This is a genomic window from Gelidibacter sediminis, from assembly GCF_004364975.1.
Taxonomy (GTDB): Bacteria; Bacteroidota; Bacteroidia; order Flavobacteriales; family Flavobacteriaceae; genus Gelidibacter; species Gelidibacter sediminis.
Genome location: NZ_SOBW01000007.1, coordinates 651,239 through 675,175 on the forward strand (window position 1 = coordinate 651,239; position 23,937 = coordinate 675,175).

General features: G+C 36.2%; 25 protein-coding genes. 10 read left to right on the plus strand and 15 right to left on the minus strand.

The features are described from left to right. Window positions 1-8: 8 nt before the first annotated feature. Complete coding sequence (locus BXY82_RS02750) at window positions 9-383, minus strand: DUF3127 domain-containing protein (RefSeq protein ID WP_133756645.1); 375 nt, start codon at window positions 381-383, stop codon at window positions 9-11. Between the two features lie 75 nt (window positions 384-458). Further along, window positions 459-1,328, minus strand: coding sequence for a flavin reductase family protein (locus BXY82_RS02755; protein WP_133756646.1), 870 nt, complete (start codon window positions 1,326-1,328; stop codon window positions 459-461). A gap of 182 nt (window positions 1,329-1,510) precedes the next feature. Here BXY82_RS02755 and BXY82_RS02760 point away from each other — a divergent pair, with 182 nt between their 5' ends. Together BXY82_RS02760 and BXY82_RS02765 are read left to right on the plus strand one after the other, a co-directional pair. Continuing rightward, the gene (locus BXY82_RS02760; protein WP_133756647.1) at window positions 1,511-2,662 is read left to right on the plus strand and encodes a sensor histidine kinase; all 1,152 of its coding nucleotides are present in this window, start codon (window positions 1,511-1,513) and stop codon (window positions 2,660-2,662) included. A gap of 9 nt (window positions 2,663-2,671) precedes the next feature. Continuing rightward, entirely contained in the window at window positions 2,672-3,034 is a 363-nt protein-coding gene (locus tag BXY82_RS02765) for a hypothetical protein (RefSeq protein ID WP_133756648.1), read from the plus strand. On the opposite strand, the gene BXY82_RS02770 is transcribed toward BXY82_RS02765, so the two are convergent. Then, on the minus strand, window positions 3,029-3,418 hold the full coding sequence (locus BXY82_RS02770) for an HIT family protein (RefSeq protein WP_133756649.1): 390 nt from the start codon (window positions 3,416-3,418) through the stop codon (window positions 3,029-3,031). The two genes, BXY82_RS02765 and BXY82_RS02770, sit on opposite strands and share 6 nt — an antisense overlap. Window positions 3,419-3,573: 155 nt before the next feature. Beyond that, window positions 3,574-4,047 carry a transcription elongation factor GreA gene (gene greA, locus BXY82_RS02775; protein ID WP_133756650.1) on the minus strand — a complete coding sequence of 158 codons (474 nt, stop codon included), beginning with the start codon at window positions 4,045-4,047 and terminating at the stop codon, window positions 3,574-3,576. Window positions 4,048-4,199: 152 nt separating this feature from the next. On the opposite strand from greA, the gene BXY82_RS02780 reads away from it, so the two are divergent. Continuing rightward, window positions 4,200-4,622 carry a Rieske (2Fe-2S) protein gene (locus tag BXY82_RS02780; protein WP_133756651.1) on the plus strand — a complete coding sequence of 141 codons (423 nt, stop codon included), beginning with the start codon at window positions 4,200-4,202 and terminating at the stop codon, window positions 4,620-4,622. Here the strand turns inward: BXY82_RS02780 and BXY82_RS02785 are convergent. From BXY82_RS02785 to BXY82_RS02820, 8 genes are all read right to left on the minus strand, one after another. Continuing rightward, window positions 4,619-6,835, minus strand: coding sequence for a TonB-dependent receptor (locus BXY82_RS02785; protein WP_394345919.1), 2,217 nt, complete (start codon window positions 6,833-6,835; stop codon window positions 4,619-4,621). The two genes, BXY82_RS02780 and BXY82_RS02785, sit on opposite strands and share 4 nt — an antisense overlap. Window positions 6,836-7,154: 319 nt before the next feature. Continuing rightward, complete coding sequence (gene arfB / locus BXY82_RS02790) at window positions 7,155-7,559, minus strand: alternative ribosome rescue aminoacyl-tRNA hydrolase ArfB (protein WP_133756652.1); 405 nt, start codon at window positions 7,557-7,559, stop codon at window positions 7,155-7,157. A 4-nt stretch (window positions 7,560-7,563) separates the two neighbouring features. Beyond that, on the minus strand, window positions 7,564-9,117 hold the full coding sequence (locus BXY82_RS02795) for a DUF4301 family protein (RefSeq protein WP_133756653.1): 1,554 nt from the start codon (window positions 9,115-9,117) through the stop codon (window positions 7,564-7,566). Further along, window positions 9,114-9,680, minus strand: coding sequence for an AAA family ATPase (locus BXY82_RS02800; protein ID WP_133756654.1), 567 nt, complete (start codon window positions 9,678-9,680; stop codon window positions 9,114-9,116). Before BXY82_RS02800 ends, BXY82_RS02795 begins: the two co-directional genes overlap by 4 nt. Further along, on the minus strand, window positions 9,641-10,273 hold the full coding sequence (pnuC, locus tag BXY82_RS02805; protein WP_133756655.1) for a nicotinamide riboside transporter PnuC: 633 nt from the start codon (window positions 10,271-10,273) through the stop codon (window positions 9,641-9,643). Before pnuC ends, BXY82_RS02800 begins: the two co-directional genes overlap by 40 nt. Further along, the gene (locus BXY82_RS02810; RefSeq protein WP_133756656.1) at window positions 10,257-10,517 is read right to left on the minus strand and encodes a thiamine-binding protein; all 261 of its coding nucleotides are present in this window, start codon (window positions 10,515-10,517) and stop codon (window positions 10,257-10,259) included. The genes pnuC and BXY82_RS02810 overlap by 17 nt, the downstream gene beginning before the upstream one ends. A 22-nt stretch (window positions 10,518-10,539) precedes the next feature. Then, entirely contained in the window at window positions 10,540-11,286 is a 747-nt protein-coding gene (locus tag BXY82_RS02815) for a geranylgeranylglyceryl/heptaprenylglyceryl phosphate synthase (RefSeq protein ID WP_133756657.1), read from the minus strand. A 70-nt stretch (window positions 11,287-11,356) separates the two neighbouring features. Continuing rightward, complete coding sequence (locus BXY82_RS02820) at window positions 11,357-11,980, minus strand: 4'-phosphopantetheinyl transferase family protein (protein WP_133756658.1); 624 nt, start codon at window positions 11,978-11,980, stop codon at window positions 11,357-11,359. Between the two features lie 150 nt (window positions 11,981-12,130). Between BXY82_RS02820 and ahcY the strand changes: the two genes are divergently transcribed. From ahcY to BXY82_RS02840, 4 genes are all read left to right on the plus strand, one after another. After that, entirely contained in the window at window positions 12,131-13,447 is a 1,317-nt protein-coding gene (gene ahcY / locus BXY82_RS02825) for an adenosylhomocysteinase (protein ID WP_133756659.1), read from the plus strand. Window positions 13,448-14,112: 665 nt separating this feature from the next. After that, on the plus strand, window positions 14,113-14,403 hold the full coding sequence (locus BXY82_RS02830; protein ID WP_133756660.1) for a GIY-YIG nuclease family protein: 291 nt from the start codon (window positions 14,113-14,115) through the stop codon (window positions 14,401-14,403). A 736-nt stretch (window positions 14,404-15,139) separates the two neighbouring features. Next, on the plus strand, window positions 15,140-15,430 hold the full coding sequence (locus BXY82_RS02835) for a GIY-YIG nuclease family protein (RefSeq protein ID WP_133756661.1): 291 nt from the start codon (window positions 15,140-15,142) through the stop codon (window positions 15,428-15,430). A 731-nt stretch (window positions 15,431-16,161) separates the two neighbouring features. After that, window positions 16,162-16,632, plus strand: coding sequence for a very short patch repair endonuclease (locus BXY82_RS02840; protein ID WP_133756662.1), 471 nt, complete (start codon window positions 16,162-16,164; stop codon window positions 16,630-16,632). Between the two features lie 66 nt (window positions 16,633-16,698). Here BXY82_RS02840 and BXY82_RS02845 read toward each other — a convergent pair whose 3' ends face one another. Beyond that, a complete protein-coding gene (locus BXY82_RS02845) occupies window positions 16,699-18,828 on the minus strand; it encodes a S46 family peptidase (protein WP_133756663.1) in 2,130 nt (709 codons plus the stop codon). Window positions 18,829-18,997: 169 nt separating this feature from the next. Here BXY82_RS02845 and BXY82_RS02850 point away from each other — a divergent pair, with 169 nt between their 5' ends. The 3 genes from BXY82_RS02850 to BXY82_RS02860 all read left to right on the plus strand — a co-directional run bounded on the left by BXY82_RS02850 (window position 18,998) and on the right by BXY82_RS02860 (window position 21,563). Continuing rightward, window positions 18,998-20,140 carry a methionine aminotransferase gene (locus BXY82_RS02850; protein ID WP_133756664.1) on the plus strand — a complete coding sequence of 381 codons (1,143 nt, stop codon included), beginning with the start codon at window positions 18,998-19,000 and terminating at the stop codon, window positions 20,138-20,140. A gap of 176 nt (window positions 20,141-20,316) precedes the next feature. After that, complete coding sequence (locus BXY82_RS02855) at window positions 20,317-20,784, plus strand: hypothetical protein (protein ID WP_133756665.1); 468 nt, start codon at window positions 20,317-20,319, stop codon at window positions 20,782-20,784. Continuing rightward, window positions 20,784-21,563 (plus strand): amidohydrolase, encoded by a 780-nt coding sequence (locus tag BXY82_RS02860; RefSeq protein ID WP_133757403.1) that lies wholly within the window; start codon window positions 20,784-20,786, stop codon window positions 21,561-21,563. The genes BXY82_RS02855 and BXY82_RS02860 overlap by 1 nt, the downstream gene beginning before the upstream one ends. Here the strand turns inward: BXY82_RS02860 and BXY82_RS02865 are convergent. Both BXY82_RS02865 and BXY82_RS02870 read right to left on the minus strand, forming a co-directional pair. Next, window positions 21,523-23,154 carry an Ig-like domain-containing domain gene (locus tag BXY82_RS02865; RefSeq protein ID WP_133756666.1) on the minus strand — a complete coding sequence of 544 codons (1,632 nt, stop codon included), beginning with the start codon at window positions 23,152-23,154 and terminating at the stop codon, window positions 21,523-21,525. The genes BXY82_RS02860 and BXY82_RS02865 overlap by 41 nt on opposite strands. A gap of 53 nt (window positions 23,155-23,207) precedes the next feature. Further along, window positions 23,208-23,876, minus strand: coding sequence for a ComF family protein (locus tag BXY82_RS02870; protein WP_317128554.1), 669 nt, complete (start codon window positions 23,874-23,876; stop codon window positions 23,208-23,210). Window positions 23,877-23,937 lie beyond the last annotated feature (61 nt).

Here is a 23,937-nt window from a genome sequence, read left to right on the forward strand (position 1 = left end):
CTTTTGATCTAGAACGGTAGATCATCATGATCTTCTTCGTTAAGATTGTTAGCCGGTTGAAAAGCTTCAGCTGGTGCTACCGGAGGCATCCCACCTTGTGCGCCGTCCTGTACGCTTTCAATACGCCATCCTTGGATAGAGTTGAAATATTTAGTTTCACCTTGAGGATTCACCCATTCTCTACCTCTTAAGTTGATGCTTACTTTTACATTCTGACCTACTTGGTAGTTGTTTAACAAATCTGTCTTATCTTGTACGAACTCAACCATGATATGCTGAGGATATTGTTCTTCTGTAGTCACTACCACTTCTCTTTTTCTGAACCCGTTACTTCCAAAAGTTTGGGTTTCTCCTACCATTTTGATTTTTCCTTGTACTTCCATTTGACTATTTTTTATTTCTATTCTAATTACTATTCTCTATTAATTTTGTTGGTAAGTTTAACATTTTGACTTAAGCTATGACAATAACAGTTTCCATGCACTTTCAACATCGCCATAACTCAAATAATTTTGTGCCATCTTATGTTTTTGTCTACGACTCATCTCAGTGATGTTAATATGATGCTCCCCAATACTTTTAACAAAATCTGCAATTGCTTCAGCGGTCGGCAATGCTTCAACATTTCCCAACATACCCAAATCATTACCCGTAAAAATCATACTATTTTTGATTTCCTTGGGCATTGCATCAATACCTATACCTAAGGTTTGAAGCGGTTTGGGTATTTCAAAAAAACCATGTTTTGCACGGTTATAATAACTACCACCAGCTCTGGCTACCAAATCTAATTTTTCTTGTATGATGAGATCATTCTCATCCAAAACGTCTTTTGAAATATGAAGTTTTACAACTTCACAAATCACTAAATTACCAGCACCGCCTTCAGTACCTAATTTAATAATGTCATTGACTTTGCACTCCATTTGTACTGGAGATTCTGCCACTCTAAATGGTTTGACAACATCTGATTTTAACATGGTTAAACCAGCCTTATCAAATTCATTAATACCTTTATCGTATTCGGTACTACTTAAAGACGCTTGATGTACCAATTCGTAATTTACTACATTGATCACCACTTCTCTTGTGACTTCCACATTCTCTAAGGTGTGCTTTACACTATTGTCCCTAACCCGTCTTGCAGGGGAAAAAATCAGAATAGGCGGGTTGGCACTAAATACATTAAAGAAACTAAATGGCGATAAATTTGGATTCCCATCCTCATCTATTGTACTCGCAAATGCAATTGGCCTTGGTGCCACCGCACTCAACAAATAGCCGTGTAGTTTGCCTGTAGAGAGGTCTTTAGGATCAAATGTTAACATCTAAGAATGATTATCAAATGCAAATGTAACCATATTGTTAAACCTATAAAAATGATTTAGAACAAGAATCAAACAATAATATCAACATATTAGCATTACATAATTAGTGCATTAAAATTATAGCTTAAAAGATTTTCTATTTGCTGATTTCTTTACCTATATTTAAAATAACTAATGTATTGATGTCTCACACTATGAACCGAAATATTTTACGGTGGATTATTATAGCTTCGTCCTTTATAATTATCTCTTTAATATTGTGGAACACCTATATCTTTTTTCAAAATTTTAAAGCGGAAGAACGCATCAAAATGCAAAATTGGTCTTTTGCTCAATCTGAACTTTTAAAGTCGGACACTGACGAAAATGTAGAACTTACCCTGAAGATTATAGAAAGCAACCACACCACGCCCATGTTGGCAATTAATAAGGATGGTAGTTTAGGAACATTCAAAAACATTGATAAAAAGAAGGTGAGTGATGCCCGTTCCGTTCAAAAGTTAATTAAAGAGTTTGAGGGCGAAAACAAGCCTATTGAAGTTTATTTTGATAATGAAATATATTACACCATCTATTATGGTAACTCGCCCTTAATTAATAAGCTAAAATACTATCCATTAGCATTGTTACTCATTATTGTATTATTTGCTGCGGTTGTTTATTTTTTCTATCGCAGTTCAAAAATTGCCGAGCAAAATAAACTTTGGACGGGAATGGCTAAAGAAACAGCTCATCAAATTGGCACTCCACTATCGTCATTAGTGGGATGGACAGAGATTTTACGCTCAGAAGATGTCAATCCATCATATTTGATAGAAATAGAAAAGGATATCTCACGACTACAAACCATCACGGAACGTTTCAGTAAAATTGGTTCGGTCCCAACCCTTAAAAAGGCGGATATTGTTCAGGAAACTGTGAATTCTTACGAATATTTAAAGGCGCGTTCTAGCAATTTAATAAATTTTGAGATTCACGCTCCAGAACATCCCATTTACGTGGCCCTCAATGAACAATTATACAGCTGGACTATTGAAAATTTAGTAAAAAATGCCATTGACGCTATGAAAGGTAAAGGGAGTTTAAAAGTTGCTGTTATGGAACACGACAAACATGTTAAAATTACCGTTACAGATTCAGGAAAAGGATTGTCAAAACACTTATATTCAAAAATATTTGAACCCGGATTTACAAGTAAAAAAAGAGGTTGGGGTTTAGGACTGTCTTTAGCAAAGCGGATTGTTGAAGATTACCATAATGGAAGAATAAAGGTGTTGCACTCAGAAGTCAACAAAGGTACAACTATGGAAATATCATTAAAATTAATTCCTTAAATTTGACCTATGGAAGATCAGTTTTTTACACTTAGAGAGGTCGAACTAAACAACAATTGCCCTGAATGTTATTCAAGAGAGGGACTGCAGCTAACCTTTAAACAGCGGTTTATTGAAAACTCTCTTTACAAAGCCATTACAAAAGAAACTGCACATTCATTGTTTTGTAAGGTTTGTGAAACCCCTATCTTCCCTGTGCGCTGGACAGATGATATTGACAGTGTTTTTGAATACCAACAACGGGCTTCTGCTCCAAAACCAACATCCCTAAAACTTAAGCCATTGGCATGGGTATTACTAATAATATTGGTGATGCTATTACTATTGGGACTACTTTTTTTCTTAGGAATCTTTAATCAGGTGCAGTTATAGTCGGTCAGCAATTGCTTGTGCTATAGTTTCAAATTCTTCCTTTTCTAAATTGACTTTTGTGGTAAACCGAATGTCTTCCATACTGTGCAGAGGAATTAAATGCACGTGTACATGAGGCACCTCCAAACCAACAACCGCCATCCCCACACGCTTACAGGGTACTGCTTTTTTTAGTGCAATAGCAACACTCCTAGAAAACTCCATCAATCCAGTATAGGTAGGTTCATCCAAATCAAATAATTGATCAACTTCAATCTTGGGAATACAAAGTGTATGACCTTTTGTATTTGGGTTAACGTCTAAAAAGGCGAGGAAATCCTTTGTTTCAGCTACTTTATAACAAGGAATTTCACCATTGACTATTTTCGTAAATATGGATGCCATCGTATTTCTATTTTTTCATGTACCCTATAAATATAAAAAGAAAATTCCTGTTAAATTATCTCTTAACAGGAATGTTGGTGTACTTTATTTTATAAGGGATGAATTAGGGATTCTCAGTGTTTTCAGCTTCAGAACACCACTTTACCCATCCTAATCTATCTTGTAATTTCTAAGATGTCAAATTTCATGACGCCGTTAGGCACCTGAATATCTGCAACTTCACCTACTGATTTACCCAAAAGACCTTTGCCAATAGGCGAATTTACTGATATTTTACCTGAGGCTAAGTCTGCTTCGCCATCAGCTACCAAAGTATAGTTCATTTCCATGCCGTTGGTCTGGTTTCTTATTTTAACTTTTGAAAGCACTAAAACCTTCGAACTATCCAATTGCGATTCGTCAATTAGACGCGCATTGGATAATGTTTCCTCCAATTTGGAAATTTTCATTTCTAGCATACCTTGGGCCTCTTTGGCGGCATCATATTCAGCATTTTCACTTAAATCGCCCTTATCTCTTGCCTCACCAATAGCTTGTGATGCCCTTGGTCGTTCCACATCTTTTAAATGACTGAGTTCATCCCTCAATTTCTTTAATCCTTCTGCAGTGTAATAAGATACTTTACTCATAATTGTTTCGTTTTACTATATATAAAATATGCTGAAACCCCGTTGTGGGAAACAGCATAAAAAAATCCCGTTTGCACGAGATGTCAAACAAATATACAAAATATTTACTTCAATTTTGAGATAATTGTAAATTGCATCACAAAATTTATCAGATGAAATATCTTTTTTTAGTTCTCAGTTTGATTTTCTTAACCACCTGCAGCAGAAACGATAGCAATGACAATTGCAGGTTTTTGGTCAATGCTCAGGTGAATGCTTCCGTAAATATGAATTTGCCAGAATACAGCAATTTGCAATACACCAGTAACTCAGTATATTTGGCAAACCAGGGTAATAAAGGGGTCATCGTAATTAATGTAGGCGGAGGGTTTCGAGCTTGGGATGCCGCTGATCCTAACCATGAACAAAGTTCTTGCTCCTTGTTAAAAATTAATGGCGCCAACGCAGTTTGTGGTTGCGATGACGCCAATACTTATAGCTTATTTACAGGAGGCTCCATTGGTACACAATTACCTTGTGGACTGAAAGAGTACCGTGTAAGTGAATCAGGAAATACGTTGATTATTTCAAATTAAAATTTTAACGTAGCTCCAACTATGAAATTTGTAGTGGCCTGTGGATAATAGCCTGCACCTTCAATTGTTGTAATCTCACCAGGAACTGAAAAATCATCATCATAGGTATAATAGTACCCATTGGAAACATACTTCTCGTTAAAGATATTGTTTACTAATCCCGAAAATACGATGCTTTTAAAAACACTTCGCATTGGAATTTCATAAGTGATATTGAAATCATTTACAAAATAACTTTTTAATTTTGAGCCTTCAGAATCTGTATTCCCCATATATTGATCTCCCACATACTTGCTCAACAAAGACATCTGGAAATTGTCATTAGGCTGAAAAACAAATGCATTTGCAGCAACTACTTCTGGAGAAAATGAGATATTAGTTTTGCCTAAGTTGACCAACTGACCATCAAGAGAGGTAATGGTTTCCGTATTTTTATTAGAGCTCAACGTCAGATTAGGTTGTAATGAAAATTGTTTACTCAACCGTATTGCCGCCTCAATTTCTATTCCTAAACGATAACTATCGCCACTATTGGTACGGATTGGGTTTCCAGACTTATCAATATTACCAGTTAACACCAATTGCTCATTGTACAACATATAATAGGCATTTACATTAAATCTGAACGCTTTATCGGTATGTCTCCAGCCCAATTCAAAATCATTAAGTTGTTCTGGTTTTACAACGTCATTATTTTCAAAATCATCTCGGTTTGGTTCTCTGTTTGCTCTGGCATAAGAAAAATACAGGTTATTGGCATCGTTCAGTTTATAAGTAATTCCTGCTTTAGGGTTGAAGAATGAATAGTGTTCATCAATATTAAATGGTATTCTATCTGAATTTAATCCCTTAGTTTTATAATCCACCAAACGCAATTGCAAATCGCCATAAACACTTACTTTGTCATTTACTCTATAAGTTGCTTTGGAAAATATACTGAAGTCATTTTTCTGTCCATTGCCATCATAATAACGATCTCTTATATTACTATTACTTGGGTATTGAGCCCAAATTATTTCACCAAAATGATCACCATCATAAGTGCTGTAGGAGCCTCCAAAAGTCATATTAATCTTGTTATTCTTATAGTTCGCATTTGCATTCAGAACATAAAAATCATTATCCAACCAGCGGCGCCTGATTAAATCTGTAGACGAAATCTCTTCGCCATCAACCATTATGGGATCAAGGTCATAGTCTTCAAAATCTTGGTCGTCTTTATACTGTTCAAAATAACCAATACCCTTAGTATAATTTAAAGCAATATTAGTAGACCATTGGTTAGAATAGCGTTCATTCCAATGCAATTGGTAATGATCTTGACGGTAGTTGTCTACTTCGTTGTCATAAAACTGGGTATCCCCATTTTGATCGGTATACATCCCTGCGGTATTGAAGGTGCGATCGTTTTCTAAAAGATCTAGATCTTCCAAGCCATTCCATGATTGATAGGTCACTTCTTTTCCACCAAAAGTTATAGCTTTTAGTAACGTATTGCTATCTACATAAGCCCCTTGTAAGAAATATGATTTTAAATCAGAAGATGCACGGTCAATATACCCATCAGATTTAATATTTGACAGACGTCCGGCAATTTCGAAGTGATTATTCAATTTTCCCGTACTAAATTTGACCGTATGCTTCCTTGTATTAAAACTTCCAAAACTATTAGAAATTTCTCCATTTGCTTCATTAGAAACCGCATCAGTGAGCACGTTGATGCTAGCACCAAAAGCGCCTGACCCGTTTGATGAGGTACCTACCCCACGTTGCAATTGCAAACTTTCTACAGAGGAGGCAAAATCATTAAGATTCACCCAAAACGTCCCGAGTGATTCGGCATCATTATACGGAATCCCGTTGATCGTCACATTAGTGGATTGTGCATTGATACCGCGAACTCTGAGATATGTATAACCTACTCCCGCACCGGCATCAGTTGTTGATACGACAGAAGGCAAATAGCCCAACAACACAGGAAGATCTTGTCCTAAATTACGTTTTGCCAACGCTACTTTGGAAATATTGGAATGGGTAATTGGAGAGGTCGCTTCTACGCGGACAGCTTTAACAAGAACTTCATCAAGATTTTCAACAATTGTCGAATCTTGAACTTTTTCTTGTGCATGCGCTGATAAACTTAGCGCTAACAAACATACGATTTGAATTTTTTGCCTGAATAGGACTTTTCGGAAATTGAATAAATTTTTCACACGATTAGATTATAATCGAATAAAAAGAGGTAATTATTCTTGTTAATATTAATTTGCTTTTAGTTCTATTAAGTATTTGTGAATTTTATAAGCTACTTAGTAAAACTAATTGGCGATTATCGCCATTCCCTAAACAGCATTACCTGTTCTAGGTTCATTGGGTATGATCTCAGCCGATTATAGGCACCCCTTTTTTGAGAACGCTGCAAAGATAGAAATGAATTGAGAATTAAAAATTAAAAATGAAGAATTTTTCAATCTGTTTTGGCAATTCAACTTATACCATTGAGAATGAAATATTCTCCATTACAAAATTAATCTATTCAATTTCAGGAGGCCTTCTATTGGATTTTTTATCAGAAATTTTACGCTTTAATTTCAGACGTTTTTTAATTACAGATTTTGGTGTTTTAGTGGGAATACGTTTTTTAGGAATGACTAAGCCTTGTCTTATTAGTTCAAAAAAACGTTGTATGACCAACTCCTTGTTCTTGTGCTGGCTCCTCCTTTCGTCGCATTGCAACACAAGTGTATTCTCTTTAGTGAGACGGTTGGCTATGGTTTTATTCAGCAGAAGTTTCTCCTCATCAGTCAAGCCCATAGAATTTTCCAAATTGAAAATGAGCTCCACTTTAGACGCTACCTTATTTACATTTTGACCTCCAGCGCCAGAGCTTCTAACAGCTTTAAATTGCAATTCTGACTGTAAAATGTCTTTATTCACGATTCTATTTTATCTGATGTGTTGGTTTCAATAAATCGGTAACGGTTTTCACTGGATTAAAGGTAATCAGCGGCACCTCAACAAAAACAGTATTCCAGAAGGCCATACTCCCATTCCAAAGCCCTGGAAGCTCTAAAGCTTTTAAGTCCTTGCCTGCCTTAGTTTTCATAGTGATAAAAGCTGATTTTGGATCAGTGAATTTTTGCAAATCAAAAACCTCACCTTTGTAATTCTTAATACCGCAAACTAAATCGACAGGATTGAAATGTGTGGCACTTTCAAGAATTTTTGTTTGGTTTTTATTATCCTTATCGATTTGAGCCGATTCTATAATTTGAAGTGATATTTGCCCGCTTTCATTCTTTACCCAATATGGCCCGCCGCCAGGCTCACCTTCATTTTTCACCATCCCACAAATGCGCAATGGTCGATTTAATTTATCAAAAAGATATTCGATTTGGTATCTTTTGGAGTATTTTTCAAACTCAGTACTAATGACCACGTTTAACTGATTCGCTAAAAATTCAGCAATCTCAATAAGATCTTGTTCTGAAAGTTCGCCACGCTCTAAAACCTCCAAATACTTAAATACCTGATGCTGCTTCTCAAGCAACATTCCAGCCAACATTTTTTTATATTCAGCAACCTTATCTTCATATTTATAAACCACAACATTGTCAATGTTTGTAATAAAAATGACATCTGTATACAATTGATTTAGATTCTCTAACAGCGCTCCATGTCCTGAAGGTCTGAATGTCAATTCTCCATTATCTTCTCTAAAAGGTTCATTTTTTGGAGTCACCGCTATCGTATCTGTAGATTCTTTCTGATACGAAAAAGCAAGCTTAAATGTGGTATTGGTTTTAGATTCTACAATATTTTGAAGCTTTTCAAACTCCTCTTCAAACATTTCTTTGTGGCGCTCTGAGATTGTAAAATGCAAGAATGTGGACTTATTTGTAGAAGCATAAAGTGCACCATCAAATAAGTGCTCTTCAAAGGCAGTCGCTAGATGATCTTTATATTTATGAAATGGCAATAATCCCTTCGGATAAAAACCATAATTCAATTTATCTTCATCCAACATCGTTTTGGCAAATAATAATTTCTGCTTGTCATTTGACCATGATTCATAATTAGGATAAAACTCTTTTAAATTTTCGAGTACTTTATCATAAAAAGGAAGTTTTTCAAGTCCTACGAAAAACAACGATAAATCTGCATCTTTAGTTCTATTGATAAAGGAATTTATCGTTTCGTTTTCAGGAACAAATTCTTCAATAAACCTAAAAAGTGATTTGAACATGCGCGTTGCCGCCCCTGATGCAGGTACAAATTTCGCTATGGAAACAGTATTCCTTTGTTCTTCGAAGCGATGGATGTACTTATTCTTTTCGTCCTCAGTACATTCAACAATACCGTGACCCACTGTTGCAGCAGCAGTGAGATCAGCAAACGGCAATCCAGATTCAAACAACTCGACTTGTGTCTGCACTTTGGCCAAGGTCAGGCCCTTATTTTCAATCTGTAAAATATCTTTATCTGTAAATTTCACACTTTCAATTTTAAAAGTTCATCAATGTGGCCTTTGGAGGTTTTAAAACGTTCCTCCATAGATCCTTTCAACACTACGTAAGGCCTATTATATTTTTTCAAAGCACTTTCAAATGCTTCAAACATGACCTCCCTGTCATTGGGTCTATCTCGCAAATCATCCGCTTCCCAAGGAATATCAATATAAGTCAAAAAATAGAGATCGTATGTGTTTTCAATCGCAAATTTTTCTAATAAAGGGTGACAAAACCCATGATAATAAGATTCAGAATAGACTTTGGTTTCCAACAAATCTGTATCACAAATAAGCAGTTCATTAGCTTTAGGAGCCGCTTCATTTTCAAGTTGCATTTGTCCTTTAGCAATAGGCAACACATCATTTTTGGTGAGCGTTCTATTTTGCAATAATTTCGCTTCGGCATATATTCGCGAATATTCAGGCACAAAAACAGTATTATACTGTTCTGCCAATTGCTTCGCCAAAGTGCTTTTTCCGGTTGATTCCGGACCAAACAAGACCACTTTTATGCAATCTGAGGGGTTTTGTCTAAGCTTTTCTTCCATGCTAAATATCCATAAATTGCAATAATCGTAAATCCGAAATACTGTATACTCGTAAATGTAAATCCTTTGTAAAAATAAAGAGGGATTGAAATGAGGTCACCTACAATCCAATAGATCCAATTCTCAACTTTACGTCGTGCCATGAGCCACATTCCCACAAAAAATATTGCCGTAGTCAATGTATCTACATACGCCATCCAACTGGTCCATTTGTCAAAGGATTTGTAAACAACAAACACAAATGCAAGGGTTGCCAAAAAGATAATACTGCTCATTTTATGTTCCCAAGCAGTTGTTTTTGAAATTGGGGTCACATGATTGGCATCTACTTTTCTTGTCCAAATATACCAACCATAAACGCTCATAATAAAATAATATGCGTTGATCATCATATCTCCCAACAGCTCCCATTTTAACAGTAAATAGACGAAAATACTCGTACTGATCATTCCTGTTGGAAACACCCAAATATTATTTTGCTTGGAACACCATACGGAAAGGAACCCAAATATAACTGCTACTATTTCTAGAACAATATCCATGGTATCGTACCCTGAATATTGCCCAAAGAGAAAATCAAAAATGAGGCTCATAGTCGTGTCGGTCAGATTTAACGATCTTCATATAAAGCAATCCGCGCTCAATGAGTGTAAACGCTTCTTTAATCTCAGTAGTCAACAATTGCATTACCTCATCATAATCACCATATACTTGTGTGCTTAAAGGATTCTCCAAAACCGTAAGTCCTGACGCTCTTAGTTTTTTAATAAAATGAATGATGCTTGGTTCATAGTCATCATGTAAAGGCGTTAAGGTTAATTCCACTGATATTTTCATTAGACTCTAATTTAGTTCAAAATTATGTGTTTAATTCTTCAAAGAATGATGCATTTTCTTCAAATGCTGTTCCGATCACTACCAAATCTGCTCCCGCCTCATACGCATTGTCGAGTTGTTGTTTAGAAGTAATGCCACCGCCAATAATTAACGGAATGGTCAATTCTTCTTTTACCGCTTGAATAATATCTGCAGTAATAGGCTGTATCGCGCCGCTTCCTGCTTCCAAATAAATGCATTTCATACCCAACAATTGCGATGCTACAGCAGTATCAACAATATGCTGAATGTCATGTCGGGATAACGGTTTGGTTTGGGTTACGCGTTCTACAGCAGTTTCTTTACCATTTTCTATGAGCAAATAACCCGTTGGAATTGTCTCAATATTCATGGTTCTTAATACTGACACCGCTTCAATTTGCTTTCCAATTAAATACTCAGGATTTCTCCCGGACACTAAAGAAAGAAACAACAACGCATGTGCGTGTGACGACAATTGCGAAACATCTCCAGGAAAAATAACGATTGGCAATTCTGTTAAGCCTTTAAGTTTTTGTATTAATTCATCCGTTTTAAAAGGATCAACTGTACTACCACCTACAAAAATATGGGTAGCAATGGATGCTTTCACTTTGGACATGAAATCTGAAACCCTTTCAAGTTCCATTTTATCTGGATCTATCAGGATTGCCAAAAGTCGCTCACCTTTGTTAATGGAGGCAACTATATTTTGAAAAACTTCTTTTTGATTGTTCACAACTACAGGCATATTTTTTCGCTCTAAAACATCTGAGTGTGAGCATTTCTAGATTTTTATCTTCGGGCGACTACTACATTAATCAACACACATAAGCACAGGTAAAACCTTCAAATTCAAAGAAACGGGTTTTATATCTGTATTTTTTATCGTCATAATCAATCCACGCAATGGTCTCTTCATCATTTATCATAAAAGGAATGACCAAAAAATGTTCTCTAAATAACATTCCCGGCGTTGCAAATAATTTATAAAGTGATTCTTTTATACACCAGATAACAGTCAGTTTATTGATGTAATCTTCAGCAGAACTCACTAAATAATCAAATTCATAACCAATAAACTTATGAGCGATGATGCCTATTTTTTGGCGCTGCTTTTCAATATCAATACCCACCACAGTGTCGCTTACAATAACTCCAGAAAATGTGAATGAATGCGTGATAGAGATGAATTTACCGTCTTTTAAATGGGGTTTTCCGTTTTCGTCGTAATATAAATCGGCATCTGTATATCCAAATTCGGCTAAAAGATGTCGCACACTTAAAAATCCGCGTTGGTGAAGCTCACTTTTCATGCCCAAAACACGTTTCAAACTTTCGTCTCTTAACGTGAGTGGCTGAAAGAGTGCCTCATAGCTCTCCGTAATTTTCCAGATTTTAACAGTAGTTTGTGAATTTGGAGTAAGGGTTTTATATAAAGGCATTTAAGTTTCTCGAAGTTATTAATTATCTTTGCAGTCGCAAAACGAATAATAGAAACAAATATACAATTATGAAATTCTCTAAACAACCACGCTGGTTTAGAAATGTGAGAATTACAAGTTTATAATTATTGAATCCAAAAAATAGTACAGATGAACATAAAAACAGTGCCTTACGTACCTTATAAAGTCAAAGATTTGTCACTTGCGGCTTGGGGAAGAAAAGAAATTGAACTAGCTGAAGCCGAAATGCCAGGATTGATGAGCCTTCGTGAAGAATATGGCGATTCGCAACCTTTGAAAGGTGCACGTATTGCAGGATGTTTGCATATGACCATTCAAACAGCAGTATTGATTGAAACCTTAACTGCTCTTGGAGCAGAAGTTACATGGAGCTCATGTAATATTTTTTCTACTCAAGATCAAGCTGCGGCAGCCATTGCTGATGCAGGAATCCCTGTGTATGCTTGGAAAGGCATGACTGAGGAAGAATTTAACTGGTGTATTGAACAGACCCTATTTTTTGGTGAAGACAGAAAGCCATTAAACATGATTTTAGATGATGGTGGCGATTTAACAAACATGGTATTTGATAAATATCCGGAGTTGATGGAGGGCATTAACGGTCTTTCTGAAGAAACAACTACTGGGGTTCACCGACTTTACGAGCGTATGAAAAATGGCACATTATCCATGCCTGCAATCAACGTAAATGACTCTGTAACGAAATCTAAATTTGACAATAAATATGGCTGTCGTGAAAGTGCTGTAGATGCTGTCCGTCGTGCAACCGACTTAATGTTGGCGGGTAAACGTGTTGTAGTTTGTGGTTATGGTGATGTTGGTAAAGGTACAGCGGCGTCTTTTAAAGGTGCTGGAAGTATTGTAACCGTTACTGAAATTGACCCAATTTGTGCATTGCAAGCTGCGATGGATGGTTTTGAAGTTAAAAAACTTGAAACTGTTGTCGCCAACGCTGATATCGTTATTACAACTACTGGAAACAAAGACATCGTTCAAGGGAAGCATTTTGAAATGATGAAAGACAAAACGGTTGTTTGTAATATTGGTCACTTTGATAATGAAATCGAAATGTCATGGTTAAATAAAAATTATGGCGATACGAAGGTAGAAATCAAACCTCAGGTTGATAAATATACTGTAAACGGTAAAGATATCATCATCTTAGCTGAAGGTCGATTGGTAAATTTGGGCTGCGCGACAGGTCATCCAAGTTTTGTAATGAGTAACTCATTTACAAACCAAACTTTGGCACAATTAGAATTGTGGACCAACAGAGATGCTTACGAAAATAAAGTATATATGTTACCTAAGCATTTAGATGAAAAAGTTGCGAAATTACATTTAGAAAAAATTGGTGTAGAATTGACCGAATTACGTGAAGACCAAGCCGAATATATTGGTGTTGCGGTTGAAGGTCCTTACAAACCAGAATACTACAGATACTAATATTCTTTAAAATATAAGTTCAAAATCCCAAACAGTAATGTTTTGGGATTTTTTGTTTTTATGATATAAACAAACAGTGTCACTTCGAGTGATTTTCAAGCCCGACAGGGATTGAAAATTGTATCGAGAGGCGTGTAAAAATACACTATCTAAATGTTCTCGATACATCCTGAAAGCTTCAACTTAATAATTCTCTACCAAAACAATTCCCAAAGCTTTCACGACACTCGAACTGACAATCGTTATTTACTGTCACTTCGAGTGATTTTCAAACCCGTTAGGGATTGAAAATAGTATCGAGAAGCGTGTTAAAATACACTATCTAAATGTTCTCGATACATCCTGAAAGCTCCAACATAACCATACCCAAACAAAAAACCTCCCCAAAGCTTTCAGGACACTCGAACTGACAATCGTTACTTACTGTCACTTCGAGTGATTTTCAAGCCCGTTAGGGATTGAAAATAGTATCGAGAAGCGTATAAAAATACAATATCTAAATGTTCTCGATACATCCTGAAAGCTTCAACTTAATAATTCTCAACCAAAACAATTCCCTAAGCGTTCAGGACACTCGAACTGACAATCGTTATCCCCTTGTCACTTCGAGTGATTTTCAAGCCCGTTAGGGATTGAAAATAGTATCGAGAAGCGTATATTTATGTATGAAATTTTACTATGTCTATATTCTCAAATGCTCTGATGAAACCTATTACACAGGTTTCACATCAAATCTTGAGCAACGGTTTATGGAGCATCAATCGGGCAAATATAAAGAAAGCTATACATACAATCGAAGACCCTTACTACTTGCATTTTATCAAGAGTTTGTAGATCCAAATCAAGCAATCATGATTGAAAAACAGATCAAAAAATGGTCAAAAGCCAAAAAAGAAGCCTTGATCGATAATGAATTTGAGAAGTTACCAAATCTCGCAAAGAAGAAATTCAAGTAAAACTCACGATGCTTTGAGACGATTTATAAATCAGGAAGGTTCTCGATACATCCTGAAAGCTCCAACATAATTATTCTCAATTTAAAAAAATTCCCAAAAACTTTCAGGACACTCGAACTGACAATCGTTACTTACTGTCACTTCGAGTGATTTGCAAGCCCGTTAGGGATTGAAAATAGTATCGAGAAGCGTATAAAAACTTAAAATATAATAGCGAAAAGTTCTCGATACATCCTGAAAGCTTCAACTTAATAATTCTCTACCAAAACAATTCCCAAAGCTTTCACGACACTCGAACTGACAATCGTTATTTACTGTCACTTCGAGTGATTTGCAAGCCCGTTAGAGATTGAAAATAGTATCGAGAAGCGTATAAAAACTTAAAATATAATAGCGAAAAGTTCTCGATACATCCTGAAAGCTTCAACTTAATAATTTTCAACCAAAAACATTTCCCATAGCTTTCAGGACACTCGAACTGACAATCGTTACTTACTGTCACTTCGAGTGATATTCAAGCCCGATAGGGATTGAAAATAGTATCGAGAAGCGTGTTAAAATACACTATCTAAATGTTCTCGATACATCCCAAAAGCTTCAACTTAATAATTCTCAAACAGAACAATTCCCTAAGCGTTCAGGACACTCGAACTGACAATCGTTACTTACTGTCACTTCGAGTGATTTTCAAGCCCGTTAGGGATTGAAAATAGTATCGAGAAGCGTATATTTATGTATGAAATTTTACTATCTCTATATTCTCAAATGCTCTGATGAAACCTATTACACAGGTTTCACATCAAATCTTGAGCAACGGTTTATGGAGCATCAATCGGGCAAATATAAAGAAAGCTATACATACAATCGAAGACCATTAATTCTTGCATTTTATCAAGAGTTTGTAGATCCAAATCAAGCAATCATGATTGAAAAACAGATCAAAAAATGGTCAAAAGCCAAAAAAGAAGCCTTGATCGATAATGAATTTGAGAAGTTACCAAATCTCGCAAAGAAGAAATTCAAGTAAAACTCACGATGCTTTGAGACGATTTATAAATCAGGAAGGTTCTCGATACATCCCAAAAGCTTCAACTTAATAATTTTCAACCAAAAACATTTCCCATAGCTTTCAGGACACTCAAACTGACAATCGTTACTTACTGTCACTTCGAGTGATTTTCAAGCCCGTTAGGGATTGAAAATAGTATCGAGAAGCGTGTTAAAATACACTATCTAAATGTTCTCGATACATCCTAAAAGCTCCAACATAACCATTCCCAAACTAAAAACCTCCCCAAAGCTTTCAGGACACTCGAACTGACAATCGTTACTTACTGTCACTTCGAGTGATTTTCAAGCCCGACAGGGATTGAAAATAGTATCGAGAAGCGTGTTAAAATACACTATCTAAATGTTCTCGATACATCCCAAAAGCTTCAACTTAATAATTCTCAAACAGAACAATTCCCTAAGCGTTCAGGACACTCGAACTGACAATCGTTACTTACTGTCACTTCGAGTGATTTTCAAGCCCGTTAGGGATTGAAAATAGTATCGAGAAGCGTGTTAAAATACACTATCTAAATGTTCTCGATACATCCTAAAAGCTCCAACATAACCATTCCCAAACTAAAAACCTCCCCAAAGCTTTCAGGACACTCGAACTGACAATCGTTACTTACTGCACTTTCTTGAAGCATATTAAAATCTACAGCCCCATTTCAATTCACCTTTATAATTCTTAACTTGTATAGTATTATGGCCTATGATGAACCTAAAATAATCGTTCCAAGATTCAATGAGGAATCTGGTTTTTATACCACCAAAAAGCGCTCAAAAATAATGAGTCGAATTCGTGGTAAAAACACCAAACCTGAACTTTTATTGAGGAAAGCTTTATGGTCTAAAAACATTCGCTATCGTATAGACAGCAAAACACTACCGGGCAAACCTGATATCTCCATAAAGAAATACAAACTCGCCATTTTTATTGATGGCGAATTTTGGCACGGCTACAATTGGGATGAGCGAAAAGACAGCATCAAAAGCAATAGAAAATTTTGGATCCCCAAAATTGAACGTAACATGCAACGCGACAGGCAGGTCAATCAAGAACTAGTTGAAATGGGTTATACCGTGTTTCGGTTTTGGACAAAGGAGATTTTTAACGACTTGGACAGATGCGTTAATGACATTCTCGTATTTATCGCCACAGGCGAAAATACTTAATAACGTAATTAGACAAAAAGGCCCTTTCAAACAATTGAAAGGGTCTTTCCTCTTTAAGAACACGAATTATTTGCTCTTCTTAGCTTTTTTAGTTTTGCCAGTCTTTTTATTAGTCTTTGGGTGCACCAAAGTCATTTCATCAATTAAATGTTTTGCACCAGCATATTTATCAACTATAAACAACACATAGCGTAAATCGACCATAATATTTCTACAAATTTCTGGATCGTAATAAATATCGCTCATGGTACCTTCCCAAACACGGTCAAAATTTAAACCGACTAAGTTTCCGTGGGCATCAATGGCTGGACTACCAGAGTTTCCTCCAGTGGTGTGGTTTGTTCCGATAAAATTCACTGGCACTTTCCCTGAAGCATCTGCATACTGACCGAAATCTTTATCTGCATATAATTGCTGTAATTTTTCAGGCACATCAAATTCATAATCGCCAGGCACATATTTCTCCATAACACCATCCAAATAGGTTACAGGCTCATAATATACTGCATCTCTTGGCTCATAGCCTTTAACCTTTCCGTAGGTAACGCGCAAGGTTCCGTTAGCATCTGGGAAATAACGTTGCTCTGGCAACACTTCCATTAATGCGGTCATGTATTGTTGCTCAAGAGCATTAATCTGCGGGTTAAGCTCTTGGAATTTTGGTTCTATAACCGTATAAAACTCAATGATAAAAGGTTTCAAATATTGATATGCCGCATCATTATTCAACTTCTCTAACACTTCTGACGAAGTACCTTCCAACACTTTCAACGCACTCTCCAAGTTAGTAAAGGCTGTTTTATCGTAAATAGTGGCGTCTACATGATCAGTATACAAAGGCATTACAGATTCGAAAACGCCTCTATCTACAGTAACGTTATAATCTTTATAAATACCTTTCAACCGACTTATATTAGCATCTCTTTGTTTCTCAAAAGCTTCTTCTCCGTTAGCCGCTGCACCTTCAAGTTGCGCAAGATTAAAGATTACAGGAGTCAACTCATTAGTTCTTAAAAATACCTCAATAAAACTACGACGCTTCACATTCACCTCCTCAATTTCGTTGTATAAACGTTCAAGTTCTGGTAAAACTTGTCCGTATTTACCATCCAATCCTTTAGCCTTTAACTGTTTTGTAAATTCAGCTTCCTGTGCTTTTTTAATGCCGATAGCACCACTTTTTTCAATTCCTAAATTCTCACCAATCCATTTTTTCCACGCATTTGCAATACGCGCTTGTTTTGAGGCATATTGGATTCTGATTTGATCATCCGCTTTCATATTGGCATCAATAACCTTTAAAGCAGCCTCTCTAATCGCAATAGTTTTAGGGTTGATTTTCTCTACAATTTGTGCCACGGCTACAGCTGGTAGATATTCGTCCGTAGTTCCTGGAAAACCAAAAACCATCGTAAAATCATCTTCACTAATTCCGTCCAAAGATACTGGTAAGAAATGCCTAGGTTTAAACGGCACATTATCTTTAGAATACTTTGCGGGGCGGTTATTTTTGTCAGCATAGATTCTAAACATTGAGAAATCGCCTGTATGACGTGGCCACACCCAGTTGTCAGTATCAGATCCAAACTTTCCAATACTTGATGGTGGCGTACCTACCAACCTCACATCTTCATAACGCTCCGTAATGAAAAGGAAATATTGATTGCCTTTGTAAAACGCTTTTATTTTTGTGTCTTGCCACTCTTCTTTCTTTGCTGCTTTTTCAATGGCAGTACTGTTACTTCCTCGTTTAGCTTGTTGTTCTCTGTCTGACATATCAGCAGTAACACCTTCTAAAACTTGTTTTGTAACGTCTTCTATTCTGACGATAAATTCAACAAACAATCCTTCATTAGGCAATTCTTCACTAAGCGTTTTGGCCCAAAAGCCGTTTTTCAGATAATCGTTTTCTAGAGATGAATGCGATTGAATTTGACTGAAACCACAGTGGTGGTTCGTTAAAATCAAGCCTTTTGGCGAAATAACCTCACTGGTACAACCGCCATTAAAATGCCCAATGGCATCTTTTAAACTTGAATTATTGACATCATAAATATCTTTTGCAGTCAATTTACTGCCTAGACTTTGCATTTCAGTTTCATTCATGCCCTGAAGTAAGGACGGTATCCACATACCTCCCTGTTGGGCAGAAACTTGAAGGGTAATAAAAAAAACTAAGAATTTTATAAGTTTCATATTTCACAATGGTTTTAAAAAGATTTCAAATATAAGCAAGCCGCTACGAAAAGTAAACTATTTACATATGAATTGCAGGTTAAATTGATAACGGCGCAGCCAAGAACCCTTGACTATGATTGTAAGTTTTTTTGTTTATATTATCTTCTTATTTCAAAACCATCCTAAAATGCAACACCGATCCAAGCTTCCCAATGTGGGCACCACGATATTTACTGTAATGAGCAGCCTGGCTCAAGACCACCAAGCATTAAATTTATCACAAGGGTTTCCAAATTTTAAGAGTGATCAGAAACTTATTGACTTAGTTAGCAGTGCTATGAATTCAGGCCATAATCAATACGCGCCAATGGCTGGAATTATGGAATTACGCGTGGCCATTGCGAATAAATTTGAGAAACTCTATGACACATCGTATCATCCAGATTCAGAAATTACAGTAACTGCAGGTGCAACTCAAGCTATCTTTACGATTATTTCGGCGTTTATAAAACAAGATGACGAAGTGATCTTGTTCAGGCCGGCGTATGACTGTTACGACCCTGCTGTAGAGCTTAATGGTGGCAAGGTTGTTTCGGTACAATTGGAAGCACCCCATTATAAAGTGAATTGGGATGAAGTTAAAAAAATTATCACCTACAAAACAAAAATGATCATAATCAATACCCCACAGAATCCGAGCGGCACCATTTTTACTAAAGAAGACATGGTGATATTAGAAGATTTATTAAGAGGCACGGACATTATCCTATTGAGTGATGAAGTGTATGAGCATATCATTTTTGATGGTGAGAAACATCAAAGCGCATGCCTATTTCCTGATTTGAAATCGAGAAGCTTTATTGTAGCTTCTTTTGGAAAAACATTTCATAATACGGGGTGGAAAACCGGTTATTGCTGTGCTCCGAAAGAGTTAATGGCCGAGTTTCAGAAAGCACATCAATTTAATGTGTTTTGCGTCAACCATCCCGTTCAGAAAGCATTGGCAGAATACTTACAAGAACCTAACCATTATCTTGGCCTTTCTAATTTTTATCAACACAAGCGCGATTTGTTTCTGAGCCTTATAACGGATTCCCGTTTTAAATTCGTCCCAGCAAAAGGCACTTATTTTCAAGTTTTGGACTATTCAGAAATAACACACGAGGACGATGTAGATTTTGCGAAACGCCTGACAACAGACCATAAAATTGCTTCCATTCCACTATCAGTGTTCAACACTCATAATTTAGATAATAAAGTGTTGCGATTTTGTTTAGCCAAAACTGACGAAACTTTAAATCATGCCGCTGAAATTATAAATCAGATTTAAGGACTAAACATCAAACAATCTACATCTAACTGTAATTTACAATCTATTGAAAACTTTAACTATATAAACAGAAGATTGCCTTTAATACTTTAACTTTGCATATACACTATACCACATTGATTACGTGGTGACAAATGGTGTAATAACAACACAAAAGAAACTTAAAGTATTGAGATATGAAAAATTGGATAATAGTACTGTTCTTATGCCTAGGGACGCTCGTTAGTGCGCAAGAAGTTATCAGCAATGGAAAAGTATATGAGGTAAAAGGTAAATCTATTTTTAAAGACGGCATTGATATTACCGCTAGTTTAGAATCCAGCGAAAAAGACGCCATTTTTAAAACCTTGAAAAATCAACAGAAAGAGGCTAGTAGGGCCGAAGCTGCCAGAAAAAAATTAGAAAAAGCAGCCAAAAAATCTGAAAAGGCACAAAAGCGCGCTGCAAATGAGCTTAAAAAGAAACAAAAAGCTCAGGATAAATTCGAAAAAGCAGCTAAAAGACTCGAGCAGAATCAAGAGAAATACGAACGGCTTAAAATGAGAGGCAAACTTTCTCCAAATGACGATGCGAAATGGCTCAAAAAATTAGAGCGTTACACCAAAGATTTGGACAAAGCTACAAAAGCATTAAGACGCTCATAGTGGCTGATAATTTAAATATCGCCCTGATTCAGTCAAAATTGGTGTGGGAAAATCCACGGAAAAATAGAATTGATTTTGAAAATAAAATCAACGCTCTTGATGATGTTGTAGATCTTGTTATACTTCCCGAAATGTTCACTTCTGGTTTTACCATGAATCCATCTCATGTAGCAGAAACCATGGAGGGTGAGACCATTTCTTGGTTAAAAACTTTGGCAATTAAAAATCAAATTGCCTTAACGGGTAGTTTGGTCATAAAGGAAAACGGCAACTTTTACAACCGTTTGATTTTTGTGCATCCCGATGGCTCAATAGAACATTATGACAAACGCCACACATTTACGTTAGCAGGTGAAGACAAGGTTTACACCGCTGGCACTATAAAACTCATTGTAGATTATAAAGGATGGAAAATCTGTCCTTTAATTTGTTATGATCTCAGATTTCCTGTATGGTCAAGGAATATTGAAAATTACGATTTACTTATTTATGTTGCCAATTGGCCAGCATCCCGCATCACAGCTTGGGACACCTTGTTAAAAGCACGTGCCATAGAGAATATGAGTTATTGTGTAGGTGTTAATAGAGTGGGCACTGATAATAATAACCATGATTACACTGGTCATTCCGCTGCTTATGATGTTTTAGGCAACAGGTTAGACACTATACCTTTTGATAATGAAGCTATTGAAATTGTAAGGCTTAAGAAAAAAGACATTAAAATGTATAGAAACAAACTTAGTTTTCTATCAGATCGGGATCAGTTTTCAATAGGGTAAACGTATACACGGTATCCCAACCTGTTCTAGCCTCTACCTTGTCAGCATAATAACTGATACGCTCAGGTTGAATCTTCTTTAGGTAACTTCCCGTATCCCATTTCTGATTTCCGTTGGCATCATAAACAACTCTTAAGTAATAATTTGCCGGATTGATATGTCTAAAATCAAACAATCGGGGTTTATCTGCATATTGTTCGTATTTCACGACACCTTTTTCATCTGTTAATTGTACAATCACAGGATATCTGGCATCAACCAATGTCACCCGGACATCCGACAATTCTGAGAATTTCTTGGTTTTAAACTCATACCTTAATGTGTCATTAACATTACCGAAAAAATCTGTGATAGCTTGTGGTAATAGCTTAATTTTATAAGTATTCGCTTCAATTTTATTAAACTTGAAATGAAACCTGTTTTTCAAAGTATCAAATTCAGTTTTGAAAGGAATACTAAGCGAGTCTTTATCTATGATTGTTACTAGACTTTCATCCAACCGTTCAAGAGGTACATTAGCTTCGATAGAAAAATCATCATCAAAATTTACAGCACTTGCCATGGTAGGCTTAATGCTTAGCGAATCGACTTTTAGGGCCCTGAACCGATGTTTTAAGGTGTCACTAAATGTGTTATTCTTTACAACAAAATATGTTGTATCCATTTCAACATTTGGCTTATACCAATAATATAAAGTATCTCTCTGCGCATGTTTTACGAGACGATGCTCAAAACCCTCAGGTTTAGTACCGAGCATCTCAATGCGCACCGAATTATAATCGCCCCGAAATCCAAATTCTATCTTTTGTTTGGCAACTTGAGTTGGCCGCTCTACACTAAATTCAGGAATTTCCTTAAACAGCTTTAGTTCATAAAATGAATCTGTAGGCACCGTAATTTCCTGCTCATAAAACCCAATTTTATCCGTTTTTTGTTGATAGGTATAATTGGCATTTCCATCTTTTAATGCCACCAAACGGTATTTACCTGCCTTGATATTATCAATACTAAAAGTACTCACACTATCTAAAGTATTGGTGACATATTTAGGTTGCTTTTTATAAACAGTAGAATCTGTATACGTAGCGTTAACCTCATATAACATAACCGTTACAAACTTTTCTGGCTCACGTTTTTCAGCATCAATGACAGCTCCTTTCACAGAGAGTGAATCAATGTAATCTCCTGTAGAAAACACGTATTTGTAATAGGAATACGGATTCTCTTCATTATTATCTACAATACTCTGCCCGAAATTAAATGCGTAGGTCGTATTGGCTTGTAAGGTGTCATTTATTTTTATGGTGATGTATTTACTGGCGCTCCCAAGGGGCATCACATCAGGCTGCGGATCCATGGGAGGTGAAATAATAAGTTGTTTTTGAACATTTTTTATCTTGATATATTCATCAAAATAAATTTTGATTTCATTGCCCTTAAAATTAGTGGTATAATTTGCTGGTACTGACTTTACAATTTGCGGCGGTTGCGTATCTTTTTCACCTCCAGATGGTGTCCCTCTATTGGCACAATTAACTAGCGTAACAAGAATACCAATAAAAAGAAATAATTTATAATAGCTTTTAAACATCTGTACACACAAATTTTAGCAAATTAACGACATATTTAATTGAAACGAAAAAATTACTCAGCAATTGCCATTGTTGCGATACTTATGGTGATGCCTTCAATTTTCATCAAGGCATTAGCACAGGTCTCAAGAGTAGCACCCGTAGTAATAATATCGTCTACAAGCAAAATATGCTTGCCTTTTAAGATTTTAAAATCCGTTACAGAAAACACCGTGTCATCATTGTTCCACCGTCTTAATCGGTCCTTAAAAACTTGGGTTTTAGTAGCTTTAGTCTTTTGTAAAACACGTTTATTAAAATCGCAATTTAAAGCGCTAGCGATTTCCTTTCCAAATTTGTGTACTTGATTATATCCTCGTTGGCGCATCCGTTTGGCATGAAGAGGTACAGGCACCACTACATCTACCGACCTAAACTCTTCATGCCTGCGGAGCTCTTCTCCTAACCAACGTCCTAAAAACGCACCCACCTCCTCATGACCTTTGTATTTTAAGTTATGAAGCAAGTGCTGTACAATTCCTTTTTTCGAAAACCAAAGAAGTGAGGTGGCATAGCATAACTGAACCCTACCATAAAGAATTTTAGAAACTTCATTTTTCTGAAAATCCACAAAATCAGTCAAGGGCATCTCATGCCTACACAACGTACAAATATGTAGTTCATTATCTTCCAATGGGTTGTCACATGTGAGACAAATCTCCGGAAAAAACAATTTTAACAAATTTTTTACCATTTAATCGAATAAAAGTCGCTAGAACAAACTTAATCTATAATTTCGGTAA